The organism is Pseudomonas sp. Root329, assembly GCF_001424925.1.
Classification (GTDB): Bacteria; Pseudomonadota; Gammaproteobacteria; order Pseudomonadales; family Pseudomonadaceae; genus Aquipseudomonas; species Aquipseudomonas arabinosi.
Genome location: NZ_LMCV01000006.1, coordinates 13,257 through 28,255, shown reverse-complemented (window position 1 = coordinate 28,255; position 14,999 = coordinate 13,257). Strand labels below are relative to the sequence as shown.

13 protein-coding genes, 1 tRNA gene and 2 pseudogenes are annotated in these 14,999 nt (G+C 59.0%); 8 read left to right on the top strand and 8 right to left on the bottom strand.

The annotated features are described in order from the left end of the window. Nucleotides 1–15: 15 nt before the first annotated feature. Both ASC74_RS08365 and ASC74_RS08360 read left to right on the top strand, forming a co-directional pair. Nucleotides 16–92: transfer RNA gene (locus ASC74_RS08365), tRNA-Met, on the top strand. Nucleotides 93–236: 144 nt separating this feature from the next. After that, a complete protein-coding gene (locus ASC74_RS08360; protein ID WP_056740776.1) occupies nucleotides 237–1,145 on the top strand; it encodes a bestrophin-like domain in 909 nt (302 codons plus the stop codon). Here ASC74_RS08360 and ASC74_RS08355 read toward each other — a convergent pair. Then, nucleotides 1,049–2,158 carry a DUF2817 domain-containing protein gene (locus ASC74_RS08355; RefSeq protein ID WP_056740774.1) on the bottom strand — a complete coding sequence of 370 codons (1,110 nt, stop codon included), beginning with the start codon at nucleotides 2,156–2,158 and terminating at the stop codon, nucleotides 1,049–1,051. The two genes, ASC74_RS08360 and ASC74_RS08355, sit on opposite strands and share 97 nt — an antisense overlap. 165 nt (nucleotides 2,159–2,323) lie before the next feature. Between ASC74_RS08355 and ggt the strand changes: the two genes are divergently transcribed. Further along, nucleotides 2,324–4,156: a gamma-glutamyltransferase gene (gene ggt, locus ASC74_RS08350; protein WP_056740772.1), complete on the top strand. Its 1,833-nt coding sequence runs from the start codon at nucleotides 2,324–2,326 to the stop codon at nucleotides 4,154–4,156. A gap of 261 nt (nucleotides 4,157–4,417) precedes the next feature. Continuing rightward, entirely contained in the window at nucleotides 4,418–5,572 is a 1,155-nt protein-coding gene (locus ASC74_RS08345; RefSeq protein ID WP_056740770.1) for a Fic family protein, read from the top strand. A 7-nt stretch (nucleotides 5,573–5,579) separates the two neighbouring features. On the opposite strand, the gene ASC74_RS08340 is transcribed toward ASC74_RS08345, so the two are convergent. Both ASC74_RS08340 and ddlA read right to left on the bottom strand, forming a co-directional pair. Then, entirely contained in the window at nucleotides 5,580–6,008 is a 429-nt protein-coding gene (locus ASC74_RS08340) for a TOBE domain-containing protein (protein ID WP_056740768.1), read from the bottom strand. A gap of 36 nt (nucleotides 6,009–6,044) precedes the next feature. Beyond that, complete coding sequence (gene ddlA, locus ASC74_RS08335) at nucleotides 6,045–7,139, bottom strand: D-alanine--D-alanine ligase (RefSeq protein ID WP_056740767.1); 1,095 nt, start codon at nucleotides 7,137–7,139, stop codon at nucleotides 6,045–6,047. Between the two features lie 256 nt (nucleotides 7,140–7,395). Here ddlA and ASC74_RS08330 point away from each other — a divergent pair, with 256 nt between their 5' ends. Together ASC74_RS08330 and ASC74_RS08325 are read left to right on the top strand one after the other, a co-directional pair. Further along, entirely contained in the window at nucleotides 7,396–8,205 is an 810-nt protein-coding gene (locus ASC74_RS08330; RefSeq protein WP_056740766.1) for an AraC family transcriptional regulator, read from the top strand. Between the two features lie 76 nt (nucleotides 8,206–8,281). Continuing rightward, nucleotides 8,282–8,650, top strand: a complete 369-nt coding sequence (locus ASC74_RS08325) for a cupin domain-containing protein (protein ID WP_046048322.1) — start codon at nucleotides 8,282–8,284, stop codon at nucleotides 8,648–8,650. A gap of 12 nt (nucleotides 8,651–8,662) precedes the next feature. Here the strand turns inward: ASC74_RS08325 and ASC74_RS08320 are convergent, their stop codons facing one another. From ASC74_RS08320 to ASC74_RS08305, 5 genes and pseudogenes are all read right to left on the bottom strand, one after another. Continuing rightward, nucleotides 8,663–9,262, bottom strand: a complete 600-nt coding sequence (locus tag ASC74_RS08320) for a flavin reductase family protein (protein WP_056740765.1) — start codon at nucleotides 9,260–9,262, stop codon at nucleotides 8,663–8,665. 57 nt (nucleotides 9,263–9,319) lie between these two features. Further along, nucleotides 9,320–9,757, bottom strand: a pseudogene (locus ASC74_RS32585) (methyl-accepting chemotaxis protein); the annotation flags it as partial. A 150-nt stretch (nucleotides 9,758–9,907) separates the two neighbouring features. Beyond that, a pseudogene (locus ASC74_RS32580) lies at nucleotides 9,908–10,546 on the bottom strand (PAS domain-containing protein); the annotation flags it as partial. Nucleotides 10,547–10,757: 211 nt separating this feature from the next. Beyond that, nucleotides 10,758–11,312 carry a UDP-4-amino-4,6-dideoxy-N-acetyl-beta-L-altrosamine N-acetyltransferase gene (gene pseH, locus ASC74_RS08310; RefSeq protein WP_056740761.1) on the bottom strand — a complete coding sequence of 185 codons (555 nt, stop codon included), beginning with the start codon at nucleotides 11,310–11,312 and terminating at the stop codon, nucleotides 10,758–10,760. Nucleotides 11,313–11,352: 40 nt separating this feature from the next. Further along, a complete protein-coding gene (locus ASC74_RS08305; protein WP_056740759.1) occupies nucleotides 11,353–12,666 on the bottom strand; it encodes an MFS transporter in 1,314 nt (437 codons plus the stop codon). A gap of 201 nt (nucleotides 12,667–12,867) precedes the next feature. Here ASC74_RS08305 and ASC74_RS08300 point away from each other — a divergent pair, with 201 nt between their 5' ends. Together ASC74_RS08300 and ASC74_RS08295 are read left to right on the top strand one after the other, a co-directional pair. Next, a complete protein-coding gene (locus tag ASC74_RS08300) occupies nucleotides 12,868–14,286 on the top strand; it encodes a short-chain fatty acid transporter (protein ID WP_033061219.1) in 1,419 nt (472 codons plus the stop codon). A gap of 214 nt (nucleotides 14,287–14,500) precedes the next feature. After that, a complete protein-coding gene (locus tag ASC74_RS08295; protein ID WP_008153466.1) occupies nucleotides 14,501–14,821 on the top strand; it encodes a hypothetical protein in 321 nt (106 codons plus the stop codon). The last annotated feature ends 178 nt before the right edge of the window (nucleotides 14,822–14,999 follow it).

Here is a 14,999-nt window from a genome sequence, read left to right as displayed (position 1 = left end):
TAATGCGCGCCACTTGGCTACATAGCTCAGTTGGTTAGAGCATAGCATTCATAATGCTGGGGTCCGGGGTTCAAGTCCCTGTGTAGCCACCAAGTACTAAAAACGGCTTACCGAAAGGTAGGCCGTTTTTTTATGCCTCGAGAAAAGTGCTCCCGACCCACAGAGCGGTTAACGCCCGCTCTTCGCGGTTCTCTCCTACAGTTAGTGCCAAAGCTTGAACGCAGAGAGACCACCCTATGCACTGGGGCCTGGACGAGATCATTGTGTTTTTCATCGTAGTCGCCATCTTCTGCGTGGTGCTGGAACTCGCTTTTCGTCTCGGCCGTCATCACCGAACTCACAGCAACGATTCAACCCGATCCCACCTCACCGTTTTGCAAACCGCCCTCCTCGGTCTGCTCGCGTTGTTGCTGGGTTTCAACTTCGCCATGGCCACCTCACGCTTCGAAGCGCGCAAGACACTGATTCAAGATGAAGTCACGGTGATCGGCTCGACCTATCTGCGGGCGAAACTGCTGCCGTCTGATCTGCGCGGGAAGGTGACAGCGCTGCTCAAGGATTATGTCTCGGCGCGGATTGAATTCATGCGCGCCGGCACGGACGAAAAACTGTTGAAGGCGGCCAGCGAATCGTCCCGGACGATCGAGGACCAGTTATGGAATCTGGCTGCCACCGCCGAGGCCCAGGGCGAAGCGACAGCCGCCATGAACCTGGTGATCCAGTCGTTGACCGACGTCTACAACGTCAATGAAAAGCGCCGCGCCGAGCAGGACAATCATGTCCCGGCAACCGTCATCAATCTGCTGTTCGTCGTGGCCATCGGTGCGTTGGGTTTCATCGCTTACAGCTATGGCCTGGGCCACCGTCGACGGCACGGCTCGACGGCCATCTTCGCGATCCTGATTGCCATGGTCTTCACCATCATCCTCGACCTGGATCAGCCCCGCAGCGGCTTCATCCGCGTCGGCGAAGAAAGCATGCTGCGGTTGCAGGAAGATTTGAACCGCATGAGTTCGGGCAACGAGAGGCCACGTCCGCGTAAACCACGTCAGGAACGAATTGCCGGCAATGCTGACAACGCCCGCTCCCAAATCTGCCAGGTGCGCAGCCAGACCATCGCCTGCCAGTCACTGTCGGCGGGATAGAACTGCTCAACCAGATTCAGTTTGATCCCTCGCCCCACTGCATCACTCGGATTGCCGTGCAGATGCAGCCAGTGATCATCGCGCAGATGACGATGAACCTCGGCGCCGGGATACGTCCCGCACTCGATCACAAAGGGCATCATCCGCACGTGCGGCAGCGCGTTGATCAACGCTTGCGAGGTGTAGCCGGTGGCGGTGGCTGCAACCCCGGTTTCGCTCAGCGTGTCGGCGCCCGTGTGCAAGGTATAGAGCCAGGGACCATAAATAGCCTGCGCATCTGCAAGCGCTGGATACGCCGCCTCGGTGATGGTCAGCAACATCGGATGACCGTACTCCCCGGCGCCGGTGTGCAAGTCGAAACACATGGCCACTTCGGCATGGGAAACATGCTTTTGAATGATCTGATGCAACGTGCGATTCGACCAGCTCGGCGCCAGTCCGCCGTAGAACAAACCATCGGGATGACGGTGCTGGCCACCCTCGACAATCGACATCACCGCTGGCCAACCGTGTTCGCTGATCTGTTCGTCGAGCAAGGCATCGGCGCGATCACGCTCCGGGCCCTGCAACTGCGTGCAGGCATAGATCTCATGCAGCGCTGCGTAGGCCTGATTATCTGGCAATGCGTGGTCGAAGTTCAGGTGATTGCGGTTCAGGTCGATGTTGTCTTCGTTGACCCGACGCAGCCACGCAGTGCCCCACGGATTGATCAGGTGGATCATCACCACCGCGACATCAGCCGGCAAAGAACGCTTGCCCAACTCCTGCATCCACTTGATCTGACATCCCGAACCGTAGAAGCCTTCGACGCCGTGAGTGCCACTCAGCGCAATCAGCAAACGCTTCGCGCGCGGATCTCCCAGCACGGCCACATCGGTGCTCAACGGCTCACCGAACGGCCCTTTGAGCGGATGCGGGTACTCGGTCAGCGTCGCGCCGGCCGCGGTCGCGACGGCCAGGAATTGATCACGCTGGGTACGGTAACTTGGCTGGGTGGGGAACTCGGTCTGCATGTCTGCCTCTTGTTGGTCTTCTGGCCAGTCTGTTGCCCTCGACCCTACAGAAAATCCATGGAGTGATGAAGGGCAAAAGCATCTTTACTGTAGGCCTTGGTTTGCGTCACTTCCTTTCGGCCGATAAAGTCCCCTGATCTTTCCCACGGACGGAGTGCCCCCCACGTGTTATCAGCCTTCCACTTGAGCCGCTATCGCCTGTCAGCCCTTTCGCTGATCGCCGTTGCTTTAACCCTCGCAGCCTGTAGCGCCCCGACCTCTTCGACGTTACCTGTTGCACCGGAAGTCGCGTCAGGTTATCGCACTGACCTGCAAACCCAATACGCCTCAAAACACATGGCGGCCGCGGCCAATCCGCTGGCGGCTGAGGCCGGGCGGGAGATGTTGCGCCAGGGCGGTTCGGCAATCGATGCCGCAATTGCGATGCAGGCCGTGCTGACCCTGGTCGAGCCGCAATCCTCGGGCATTGGCGGTGGTGCGTTGATCGTGCTGTGGGATGGCAAGGCTGTGCGCACTTATGACGGTCGTGAAACCGCTCCGGCCGGCGCCACCGAGAAGCTTTTCCTACAGGCCGATGGCAAACCGATGCCGTTCACCCAGGCGCAGATTGGCGGTCGTTCGGTGGGGACACCGGGCGTGTTACGAGCGCTTGAATTGGCCCATCAGAAACACGGTCGTCTGCCGTGGTCGCAGCTGTTCGAACCGGCGATCAAACTCGCGGAGCAAGGCTTCGCCATCTCGCCACGCCTTCACCAGTTGATCGCCTCGGACTCATCCATTCGACGCTCGCCGGACATGGCCGCCTACTTCCTGAATGCCGATGGCAGCCCGAAAGCCACAGGCACGCAACTGAAAAACCCGGCGCTGGCCGCGGTGTTCAAACGCATCGCCAAAGAAGGACCGGATGCGTTGTACAAAGGCCCCGTCGCACAAGAGATCGTCGCCAAGGTTCAGGGCCACGCCAACCCTGGCAGCCTGTCGCTGAACGACCTCAAAGGCTACAGCGCCAAGGAACGCGCGCCGCTGTGCACCGACTACAAACGCTGGCAGGTCTGCGGCATGCCGCCACCGTCGTCAGGCGGGATCGCCGTGGCGCAGATCCTCGGCACCTTGCAGGCTCTGGAAACCCGTGACCCGCGTTTTGCCTTGGCGCCGCTCAAACCGGTCAAGACCACCCAACCTGCGGGCGTTGAGCCGGCGCCTGAAGCCGTGCACCTGATCTCCGAAGCCGAACGCCTGGCCTACGCCGACCGTGCGCAGTACGTGGCCGACGCAGACTTCGTGCCCGTCCCCGTCAAAGGTCTGGTGGACCCTGCGTATCTGGCCGACCGCGCGGCCCTGATCGGCGATCGCAGCATGGGCACGGCCAAACCTGGCACCCCGCCGGGTATTCAGGTCGCCTACGCACCGGACCGCTCGCCGCTGCGCATCTCCACCTCGCAAGTGGTGGCGGTGGATGACGAAGGCGGCGCCGTGTCCATGACCACCACCGTGGAATCCGCGTTTGGCTCGCACCTGATGGTTCAGGGTTTCCTACTGAACAACCAGATGACCGACTTCTCGTTCATCCCCGAAGAGAATGGCCAGAAAGTTGCCAACCGCGTCGAACCCGGCAAACGCCCACGCTCGTCCATGGCACCGACGCTGATCTTCGACCGCCAGAGCGGCGAATTCCTCGCCACCATCGGCTCCCCCGGCGGCTCGCAGATCATCGAATACGTCGCCAAATCCACCATCGGCCTGCTCGACTGGAACCTCGACCCACAAGCCGCCATCAACCTGCCCAACTTCGGCAGCCGCAACGGCCCGACCGAACTGGAACAGGGGCAGTTCAGCCCGGCACTGATTCAGGCGCTGAAGGACAAAGGACACAGCGTGAACGAGATCGACATGACCAGCGGGACTCAGGCGATTGTCCGGATGAAGGATGCGCAGGGGAAAACGTCGTTGGCGGGAGGGGCCGATCCGCGGCGTGAGGGGGCGGCGTTGGGGGATTGAGTCGTACGTGGGAATGAGCAAGGGCTTACCGGGAGGTAGGCCCTTTTTTATGTTTGTTTACTATTGATTGAGTAAAGAACGTGAGGCCACCAACCGCTTTTCCAAGCACGCTCTTTTCACTTATCTCGTTACAGCTTTCGACTTCACACAGAGAGCGATTAGAGATAATTTTTACACCCTCATCAAAAATAGCCCTATAAATAGGGCCTGTTGATGGCCTCATTAGAGATAACTCCCCTCGACACCAGAGATAAATTCCATATGCCTGAATTTGCCCATCATGAACTTCAGCTCCTGAATCCAACTTTCGACTCCCCGTTGGTGGACGTGTTGAGTGAGCTGGAACACCTACGACGGCTCCGACTTGAAGGCGATACTCCAGCCCCGGTATTTTTCCAGCTCAAGGCAATTTTCCACACATTGGAAAGCCTGGGGTCAGCACGGATTGAGGGTAACCACACAACCTTGGCCGACTACCTGGACAACAAAATCGAGGGTAAGGCAACGGATAGCGACCAACTGCGTGAAGTTGCCAACATCGAAAAGGCCATGAGCTATATCGAAGAAATCATGCAGCCAGGTGAACCTTTGACCGAACGGACCATTCGCGAAATACATGCGATGACCGTCCAGCAACTAGAGCGTGAAGGCGACCGAACTCCAGGCGCCTATCGTCAAACGCCAGTACGTATCGCGCAGTCGGAGCACCTTCCACCGGAAGCAGTTCAGATACCGGGGTACATGCAAGAGCTGGTTGCCTTCGTGAACCATGATGACCTGCCAAAATACGATCTGATGAAAGTCGCCTTGGCGCACCATCGATTCGGATGGATTCACCCTTTTGGAAACGGTAACGGCCGCGTAGTGAGACTACTCACTTACGCACTCTTGATGAAATATGGGTTCAACGTAAACACAGGCGGGAGAGTGCTGAATCCCACAGCCGTTTTCTGTAACGATCGTGAGCGCTATTACGCAATGCTAGGTGTGGCTGACACCGGTACGAAAGCAAGTCTCGAAGCGTGGTGTATCTATGTGCTGGAAGGGGTGAAAGATGAGATTGCCAAAGTTGATCGACTTACCGACTACGCCTACCTCAAACACTCAATTCTCATGCCTGCCGTTACATTCGCTCGTCAGCGCGAGTGGATTACCAAAACAGAAGAAGCTGTGCTGGATATAGCGATCAATGAAGGCGTTGTTAAGTCTGCAGATCTCGCCCATGCACTACCAAACCTATCAGCTAGCCAACGCACCTACTTGATCAAAAAACTGGTGAGCCAGGGAATGCTCCTTCCAATCAACGAAGGAGCAAGGCAGTACACCATCGGATTTTCAAATAACTACCTGATCCGAGGTGTCATCAAGGGGCTTAGAGAGCAAGGTTTTATCCCCGAGCCGCTGGAAAATCCTTGAAGGCGTATCAGCGCGGCACACCCAAAATGATATGCGATGCCTTGATCACCGCCGTCGCGCTCACGCCCGGCGCCAGGCCCAGTTCTGCCACAGCCTGGCGTGTCACGATCGAATAGACTTCGGTGCCGCCGTCGAGCTGGATGACCACTTCGGAGTTCACGGCGCCGTCGATGACACTGGTGACCTTGCCTTCCAGGCAGTTGCGCGCCGACAGGCGAATGTCGCTGGATTCGGTCATCAACATGACCCACGGCGCCTTCACCAGCGCGACCGCTTCCTTGCCGACCGCCAGGCCGAGGTTCTTCACGCTCTCCATGGTCACCACGGCCACCAGTTCATTGCCGCCCGACAGTTTCAGTGAGACTTCGGCGTTCACCGCGCCGGGTTGCAATTGACTGATGGTGCCTTTGAATACGTTACGTGCGCTGACTTTCATGACGTGTCTCCTCGAATAATTATTGTTGTATTCAGCCTATCGAGAGATCTTCAGCGCCTGTCGCGCCTGATGCTTCTCCAGCGCCAGCTCGATCAAACGGCTGACCAGCTCGCTGTAAGTCATACCGGTGGCCTGCCATAACTTGGGGTACATGCTGATGCGGGTGAAGCCGGGTAACGAGTTGATCTCATTGATCAGCACTTCGCCACTCTCGGTCAGGAACACGTCGACCCGCGCCAGCCCGGAACAGCCCAGCACCTGAAACGCCTCGACGGCCAGTGCACGGATGCGTTCACTGGCCTCGAGGCTGATGTTTGCCGGCACCACGACTTGCGCCGCTTGAGCATCGATGTATTTGCTGTCGTAGGAATAAAACCCGCTGCGCACCACAATCTCGCCACAACCGCTGGCAATGGCGTCTTCATTGCCGAGCACCGCGCATTCAATCTCGCGACCGCTGACGGCGGACTCGACCAAGACTTTCTCATCGAAACCCAGGGCCAGTTCTATTGCCACCGCATACTCGGCTTCGTCATTCACCTTGCTCACGCCCACGGAAGACCCCTGGTTTGCCGGTTTGACGAACAACGGCAGGCCGAGTTTGCCTTGCACCTCGGCGAACCCGGTGCGCGCCGCGGTGGCGCGGGTCAGGGTGACAAACGGCGTGACCGCCAACCCGGCGTCACGCAGCAGGCGCTTGCTGATGTCCTTGTCCATGCAGACGGCGGAACCGAGCACGTCGGAGCCGACAAACGGCAGGTCAGCCATACGCAGCAGCCCCTGCAGGCAACCGTCTTCGCCCAGGGTGCCGTGGACAATCGGGAAGATCACATCGACGTGACCCAGCAGTTCCTGACCGGAGGTTTCCACCAATTGCTGACTGGCCTTTCCCGGTACGACGGCCAGCTCGCGGTTGGACTGGTTGAGGGCAATCAGCGCCGGGTTTTCCTGATTGAGCAGGAAGTTTGAAGGGTCGTTAAGGTGCCAGTGGCCTTGCTTGTCGATGCCGATCAGCACCGGCTCGAAGCGCGACCGGTCCAGCGCATCGACGATGTTTTTCGCCGATTGCAGCGACACTTCGTGTTCAGCCGAACGACCGCCAAAAATAATGCCTACCCGCAGTTTGCTCATTCAGAACTCCTCAACGATTGGCCACCCGATGTGCTCCGAACACGCCATGGTCAACACGGCCAGCGCCAACAACATCGGTGGCGTAGCTCAGGTGAGATATTTCCATGATGTGGTGCGCCTTCGTGGCTGAAAAAATATTCAACACCTTGCAACATTAGTCCCGGATTTTCTACCAGCCGGGTGATTCGAACGGCAGCAGACAGGCGGTTGGTCAGTGGGGTAACGTGTTCAGCATCGAGTTCAAGGCAACATCACCATGGCCAAGCACACGCCCCCGATCGACTGGTTCCACCGCGCGCCCGACGTCGGCGGGCTTCAGCGTTTCGAGGCATTTTTTGCAGGCCACGGCTACGACCTTCACCGCCACGACACCTACGCCATCGGCCACACGCTGGCCGGTGTGCAGAGTTTTCAGTACCGCGGTGGCTGGCGCCACAGTCTGCCGGGCGGGACCATGGTGCTGCACCCGGACGAAGTTCACGATGGCGAAGCCGGCACCGAGACCGGGTTCCAGTACCGAATGATGTACATCGAACCGGCACTGATCCAGCAGATGCTCGGCGGGCAGCCGTTGCCGTTTATCAAGACCGGCCTGTCAGCCGATCCACGCTTGTTCGCCGCCACCGCCGTGCTGCTGCGAAGCCTCGATTGCCCCCTCGAGCCTCTCGAAGAGCAGGATGCGTTGTTCGATCTGGCCCAAGCCTTGAACAGCGTTTCCGGAGTGCCTACTACCCGCCAGAGCTTCGACTACGTGGCCGCCGAACGCGCGCGGGAATTCATCCACAGCGCCCTGGATCGCACCGTGACGCTGGAGGAACTGGCGCAACACAGCGGTCGCGATCGCTGGAGTCTGTCGCGGGATTTTCGCCTGCTGTTCGGCACCAGCCCTTATCGATACCTGACCATGCGCCGCCTCGACCTGGTCCGCTCGCTGCTGATTCAGGGCCAGACATTGGTCAGCGCCGCGCTGATCGCCGGCTTCACCGATCAGAGCCACATGACCCGGCAGTTCAGCAAAACCTACGGACTGTCACCGGCCCGCTGGATGAAAATGCACCGCCGCTGAGCCGCGCACAATCGTTCAAGAAGCACACCGATGCGCGGGCTATCGTGGATTTACGATCAACCACGAGAGCTGCTTCATGAAAGCTTACGAAAGCCTGAACTTCGCTGAAAAAATCGCCAGGATCGACCCGTACTGGACGCCTAGGGTCATCGCCGAAATGAACGACTACCAGTTCAAGGTAGTGAAACTGCTGGGGGATTTCATTTGGCACGATCACCTTGATACCGACGAAACCTTCATCGTCCTCGAAGGGCAACTGCGCATCGACTTTCGCGATGGTCACGTGCTGGTGAACGCCGGTGAAATGTATGTGGTGTCGAAAGGTGTCGAGCACAAACCGTTCGCCGAGCAGGAGGTGAAACTCCTGCTGATCGAGCCCAAGGGTGTGCTGAACACGGGTAACGAAGGTGGCGAGCGCACGGCGCAGAATGACGTCTGGGTGTGAAAGGCCGGCTGGTTACGGCTGCAAGGTTTTGCCGTCCACTGGATCGCCGATTTTCAGGAAATGCCCGCCCGCCACATGGTGCAAGGTGCGCAACGCGTCTTGCCCTTCGAAGTGCCAGCGACCGTCACTGAACACCCGCTCGTCTGCCTGAGCGGCAATCACTTCGGCCAGGAACAGATCGTACTGCTGGTGATTGCTTGGCTCCGGCAGCAGCCGGCATTCCAGCCAGGCGACGCAGCCTTCGAGCAGTGGCGCATCGATCAATTCAGCGCTGAAAGTCGGCAAGCCATAGACCTGGAACTTGTCCCGGCCTTGGTCCCGGGTCAATTCCAGTCCGGACGTCGAGCCAACGGTCTGGACAATATCGGCCTGGGCGGCGCAGGGAACATTCAGCACAAACGTGCCCGAAGCCTCCAGCAATTGCCGTGTCCAGGTGGACTTGTCCAGCACCACGGCAATTTTCGGCGGCTCGAAATCCAGCGGCATCGCCCAGGCCGCCGCCATGATGTTGCGCTGGCCGTCATGGGCCGCGCTGACCAGCACGGTCGGGCCGTGATTGAGCAGACGATACGCCTTGGCCAAGGGAACCGGACGGCGGTGAGAAACGCTCATGATGGCTGCTCCTGGGGAAAAGGCCGATTGTAGCGATTTACGCCGCGATGGCAGGCATCAAGTCGCTAACTGATTGGCAAACTGGCCGACCGCGTTCACCACTTTCTGTGCACCGTCCTGAATCTCGACAATCACCGTCCCCGCCTCTGCCGCCAGCGCCAGCCCCTGTTCAGCCTGGAGTTTGCCTTCGGTCATCAGCGCCACGGCGTTGCGCGCCATGTCCTGATTCTGCCGCACTACGCCGACAATCTCATCGGTTGCCTGGCTGGTGCGCGAAGCCAATTGCCGGACCTCATCCGCCACCACCGCGAAACCACGCCCCTGTTCCCCGGCCCGAGCCGCTTCGATGGCCGCGTTGAGCGCCAGCAGGTTGGTCTGTTCGGCAATCCCGCTGATGGTTTTGACGATGGTGCCGATCACCAGCGACTGCTCGTTCAGCGCTTCGATGCCTTCACCGGCGGTCTGCATGTGCGTGGCAAGGTTACGCATCACGTTGACCGCCTGAGTCACCACGGCGTTACCGCGCTGTGCGCTGCTGTCGGTTTGCTGCGAGGTGCTATAGGCAATGTTGGCCGCTTCGGCGACGGCTTGCTCCTGATTGACCTGATCGGTAATCACCGTGGCGAACTTCACCACTTTGTAGAGCTTGTTGTTGGCATCGACCACCGGGTTGTAGGAAGCCTCCAGCCAGACCACGCGACCGTGGCTGTCGACGCGTTTGAAACGAGCGGCGACGAACTCCCCTGCATTCAAACGGCGCCAGAAGTCCTGATACCCGGCGCTGTTGTATTCCTCGGGTTCGCAGAACATGCGGTGATGTTTGCCCTTGATCTGCGCCAGGCTGTAACCCATCCCGCTGAGGAACCGGTCGTTGGCCGCCAGCACATTGCCATTGAGGTCGAACTCGATCACCGCCGTGGAGCGCACAAGCGCGCCGATCAGGTTCTCATGTTCACGAGACGCCTCGATGGTGCGGGTCAGGTCGCTGGAGTAAATCGAGAAGTGTTTGATCCGGCCGTCCGCGGACCGAACCGGCTGCACGATCGAACGCAGCCAGGCTTCCTGGCCATTGCCGCGCAACAAACGCACCGTGCCGGCAAAGTGCTCGCCACGGGTCAACGCGGCCTTGAAGCGCTGGTGGAATTCGTCCGACTTCACATGGGCCGGGACGATGTCTTCGATGTGTCGCCCTATCAGGTCGCTGCTTTTGTAGAGCATCTCACCGATGAAGTTCTGGTTGACCGATTGAATCCGCCCGTCGACATCGAGGGTCAGGACCAGCATCTCGCTTTCCAGACTTTCCTTCACTTGCTGGAGGCTGGAGAGTTCTTCGCGAAGAGCCGACAGCTCCTGCTTCAAGCGTTTGTTGAACATGGGGATACACCGATGGACTGGGATAGAAAGCGGTATGCAGCCTAACCATCGGCCTTGGGGATATTTTCTGAAGAGTGTTTCAGGGTTGTCCTACAAAAATAGTTGCGGTGTGCCCCCCTGATCAGCTGACACGGTTCAGCCGTGCCATCACGTCTTCCATCTTCGGCCGTTGCGCCGCCCATTCCTGTCGAGTAATGCCCAGCATCACCACATCGACTCTGAGGTTGTCCTTGATGATGTTCTGGCGTCGCACGCCCTCAATGGAAAAGCCGAACTTCTGGTGCAGCCTGATCACCGCCGGGTTGCTCTGCAGCACCTCACAGTTGAGTTTTTCCAGACCGGCCACGCCGAACGCATGGTCCAGAAGCCAGAACTCCAACCGACTGCCCAGCCCTTGTCCTTGCAGTTCACTGTCGAGATAAAAAGCCCAGTCAGCCGTTTTGTGCAACGTGCTGATCGCGTTTAGCGACACCACGCCACGGACTGTGCCGTCGAGCATGAGTACGAACACGGATTGACGCGGATTGTCCGTTAATGAGCCCAGCCAGGCAGTGTGCTCGGCCTCGGATATCTCATGATCGGTGTACATGTATTGGCGAACATCAGGCTGATTGCGCAAATCCCGCACACGCGACTGATGCTGACGGGATACTTCAAGGATGGGTACCAATTGCATTGTGCTGCTCCTTTGCATCGCAAGAACCCGCTGCCAATCGCTAAACGCAGGGAGCCACGCTGTGGCTCCCGACATGGGGTATGCGTGCGCCGAAATACGCCGCGCTGCCGATCCCCACAGCCCCCATCACCGCGCAGAAGATCACGCAGATCCATGGGCTCCACGGCATCAGACCGATCAGCAACAACGGTGTGATACTCGCCCAGACGGCGTAGGCAATGTTGTAGGTGAAGGAAATCCCAGAGACACGAATCCGCGCCGGGAACAGGCTGACCATCACCGACGGCACCGCACCGACCACCCCGCAACCAAGGCCGGCCACCGCGTACGCCAGACCGATCCAGTTGCCACCGATGATCAGGCAGGTATAGAGCACGCCGATGCCCAGTGGCAGCAGCAGGCTATAGAGCATCACCGTGCGCCAGGCGCCAATGCGGTCGACCAGCAGCCCGGCGAGTACACAGCCGATATTCAGAAAAACAATGCCCAAGGCACTCAGGGCGAAGGTGTGGCTGGCGGTCATACCGAAGGTTTTCTGCATCATGGTCGGGGTGATCACCACGAACACCACCACCGCCGAGGTCAGTACGCAGGTGAGGATCATCGCCGGCAGCATGGCCAGACGATGTTCACGCAAGACCGTGCGCAGCGGCAGTTCGACGGCCGCATCACGTTGCGCCTGCATGGCCATGAACACCGGGGTTTCGCTGAGCCAGCGGCGTAGCCAGACGCCGATCACGCCGAACACACCGCCCAGCAGGAACGGGTAACGCCAGGCGTAATCAAGGATTTCTGCCGGGGTGAACGCCTGTGCCAGAAACGTCGCCGTCAGGGCGCCGATCAGGTAACCAAACGTCAGCCCGGCCTGCAGGAAACCGAGGGCATAACCGCGATGCCCGGCGGGTGCATGTTCGGCGACGAACACCCAGGCGCTCGGCACTTCGCCGCCCACCGCCGCGCCCTGGAGGATTCGCAGGGCCAACAGCAGCAACGGTGCGAAATAACCGATCTGCGCGTAGGTCGGCATGATGCCGATCAGCAGACAGGGCAGCGCCATCATCAGGATGCTCAGGCTGAAGACCTTCTTGCGGCCCAGTCGATCGGCGAAATGCGCCATCAGAATCCCGCCCAACGGCCGCGCCAGATAACCGGTCACAAAGATCCCGAAGCTTTGCAGCAGTCGCAGCCACTCCGGCATTTCCGGTGGGAAGAACAGCTGGCTGAGGGTCAGGGCGAAAAATACGAAAATGATGAAATCGTAGATTTCCAGCGCGCCGCCCAGGGCCGCAAGGCCGAGGGTCTTGTAATCCGAGCGGGTGAACGGCGCCGGGCGCGAGTGGGTGTTGGCGGTCATGAAAAGAACTCTGGCATAGGCAAAAAACCAAGGCGCCCATGGTCTACGCAAACGCGCCAACGGACAACCCGTTAGACCAAAGTCCTAGACTCGTAAAACTTCGTCACAAAATAGAACCGATTGTTTTACTGTTGGCACCTGTCTGGACGGGCCTTTGTGGCCCGGAAGACCACAACAAACATAAAAATTCGAGGTACACCCGTGGCCGCTGATATCGAAGATACCCGCTCTGCCCGCTTTGCCCTGCGCTGCTCAAGTTTTGCCGAACGCTGGTTCCCTGACTCCTGGGTGTTTGCCGCACTGGCGGTGATTATCGTCGCCGTGGCCACCCTGTTCATGGGCGCCAAACCCACCGACGCCGCCATGGCCTTCGGTGACGGCTTCTGGAGCCTGATCCCGTTCACCATGCAAATGGCTTTCGTGGTGATCGGCGGTTATGTGGTTGCCAGTTCGCCACCGGCGGTGAAACTGATCGACCGGCTGGCGCGGATCCCGAAAAACGGCCGCTCGGCCGTGGCCTGGGTTGCGTTGATCTCCATGGTCGCTTCACTGCTGAACTGGGGGCTGTCGCTGGTGTTTGGCGGTTTACTGGTGCGTGCCCTCGCCCGCCGTACCGATCTGAAAATGGACTACCGCGCTGCCGGTGCTGCCGCCTATCTGGGTCTCGGCGCGGTGTGGGCCTTGGGCCTGTCCTCGTCCGCCGCGCAATTGCAGGCCAACCCAGCCAGCCTGCCGCCGTCGATTCTGTCGATCACCGGGGTGATTCCTTTCACGCAAACGATCTTTCTCTGGCAGTCCGGCGTGATGTTGCTGGCACTGATCGTGATCTCACTGATCATTGCCTACGCCACTGCACCCGGCCCGAACTCGGCCCGTGATGCCAAAGCCTGCGGCATCGATCCGAGCTTCAACCTGCCGCCGTTGCAACCGCGCACGCGCCCCGGCGAATGGCTGGAACACAGTCCGCTGCTGACGATTTTGCTGGTGCTGCTGGCAGCTGGATGGCTGTTCCATGAGTTCTCGACCAAACCGGCGATCAGCGCGATTTCCGGGCTGAACACCTACAACTTCCTGTTCATCATGCTCGGTGCCCTGCTGCACTGGCGCCCGCGCAGCTTCCTTGACGCTGTGTCCCGCGCGGTGCCGACCACCACGGGCGTACTGATTCAGTTCCCGCTGTACGGTTCGATCGCCGCGCTGATGACCACCGTCAAAGGGACTGACGCTCAGACGCTGGCTCACCACATCTCGACCTTTTTCGTACAAATCGCGTCCCACGACACCTACGCGCTGCTGATGGGCGTGTACTCGGCGATCCTCGGTTTCTTCATCCCGTCCGGCGGGGGTAAATGGATCATCGAAGCGCCGTACGTCATGCAAGTGGCCACCGACCTGAACTACCACCTGGGCTGGGCCGTGCAGATCTACAACGCCGCCGAAGCCCTGCCGAACCTGATCAACCCGTTCTACATGCTGCCGCTGCTGGGTGTGCTCGGGTTGAAGGCGCGGGACTTGATCGGGTTTTCGTTCGTGCAACTGCTGGTGCACACGCCGCTGGTGCTGTTTCTGCTGTGGGCGCTGGGGACGACGCTGACGTATACGGCACCGGTCATGCCGTAACACGTAAGTGATTGCACCTGCTGCGGGCAGGTGCAATCCGTTCACCCTGCTTGAGCATGAAACAAACGCCTAGATTTATCCTACAAACAGGCTCGATTGCGCCTGACATGAAACCCGGAGAGTTCTTATCTCCAACCTATAAATCGCTGAGTAAACTCCGACAGCTCACACACTTTTTAAAGCAAGACAGCACTGACCAAGGATGAACAAGCACATGTCTTTAATATCGAAAACGCTGGAAGAGATGATTAACGAGATTTACCAGGACGGTAGGGTTTCAGTCGTTGAATATAAAAAGCTGCGTGATGATGCAGATCGCCGTATGGACGCTGTCGTCCGCGAGTTCGGCCAGCACAACAATTTGACCGCCCTTCAAAAAGCGATGGATGTAGTCATGCAATTGACGCAAACGTCCATCATCGATGCCAAAAAAGCCAAACTGACCGATACAGGAGAGGCCATCGTCAAGGATGCCGTATTTGCACAGGTCGAGTACTTGCGCGCCGGTACTCATCTGGCACTAAAGCTGTTGTAACGCTTCAACCAACGTCCGGCCCATAGACATCAAGCCCGGGCCGGACTTCATAACCGAGCGTTCCTGGCATACACACCGCAGGCTCTACGCAAAAAAACTACACGCAGACACTGTTCTGTGTAACGCCGCTGATCCAGTATGGCGCGTACCCCAATCAACGGGACCACGCTGAAAAGGA

Bases quoted from the DNA above. Each gene is read 5' to 3' on its own strand.
- ASC74_RS08305 (WP_056740759.1), bottom strand. From the start codon at position 12,666: ATGACCGCCAACACCCACTCGCGCCCGGCGCCGTTCACCCGCTCGGAT.
- ASC74_RS08295 (WP_008153466.1), top strand. From the start codon at position 14,501: ATGTCTTTAATATCGAAAACGCTGGAAGAGATGATTAACGAGATTTAC.
- ddlA (WP_056740767.1), bottom strand. From the start codon at position 7,139: ATGAGCAAACTGCGGGTAGGCATTATTTTTGGCGGTCGTTCGGCTGAA.
- ASC74_RS08345 (WP_056740770.1), top strand. From the start codon at position 4,418: ATGCCTGAATTTGCCCATCATGAACTTCAGCTCCTGAATCCAACTTTC.
- ASC74_RS08340 (WP_056740768.1), bottom strand. From the start codon at position 6,008: ATGAAAGTCAGCGCACGTAACGTATTCAAAGGCACCATCAGTCAATTG.
- ASC74_RS08320 (WP_056740765.1), bottom strand. From the start codon at position 9,262: ATGAGCGTTTCTCACCGCCGTCCGGTTCCCTTGGCCAAGGCGTATCGT.
- ASC74_RS08360 (WP_056740776.1), top strand. From the start codon at position 237: ATGCACTGGGGCCTGGACGAGATCATTGTGTTTTTCATCGTAGTCGCC.
- ASC74_RS08330 (WP_056740766.1), top strand. From the start codon at position 7,396: ATGGCCAAGCACACGCCCCCGATCGACTGGTTCCACCGCGCGCCCGAC.
- pseH (WP_056740761.1), bottom strand. From the start codon at position 11,312: ATGCAATTGGTACCCATCCTTGAAGTATCCCGTCAGCATCAGTCGCGT.
- ASC74_RS08325 (WP_046048322.1), top strand. From the start codon at position 8,282: ATGAAAGCTTACGAAAGCCTGAACTTCGCTGAAAAAATCGCCAGGATC.
- ASC74_RS08355 (WP_056740774.1), bottom strand. From the start codon at position 2,158: ATGCAGACCGAGTTCCCCACCCAGCCAAGTTACCGTACCCAGCGTGAT.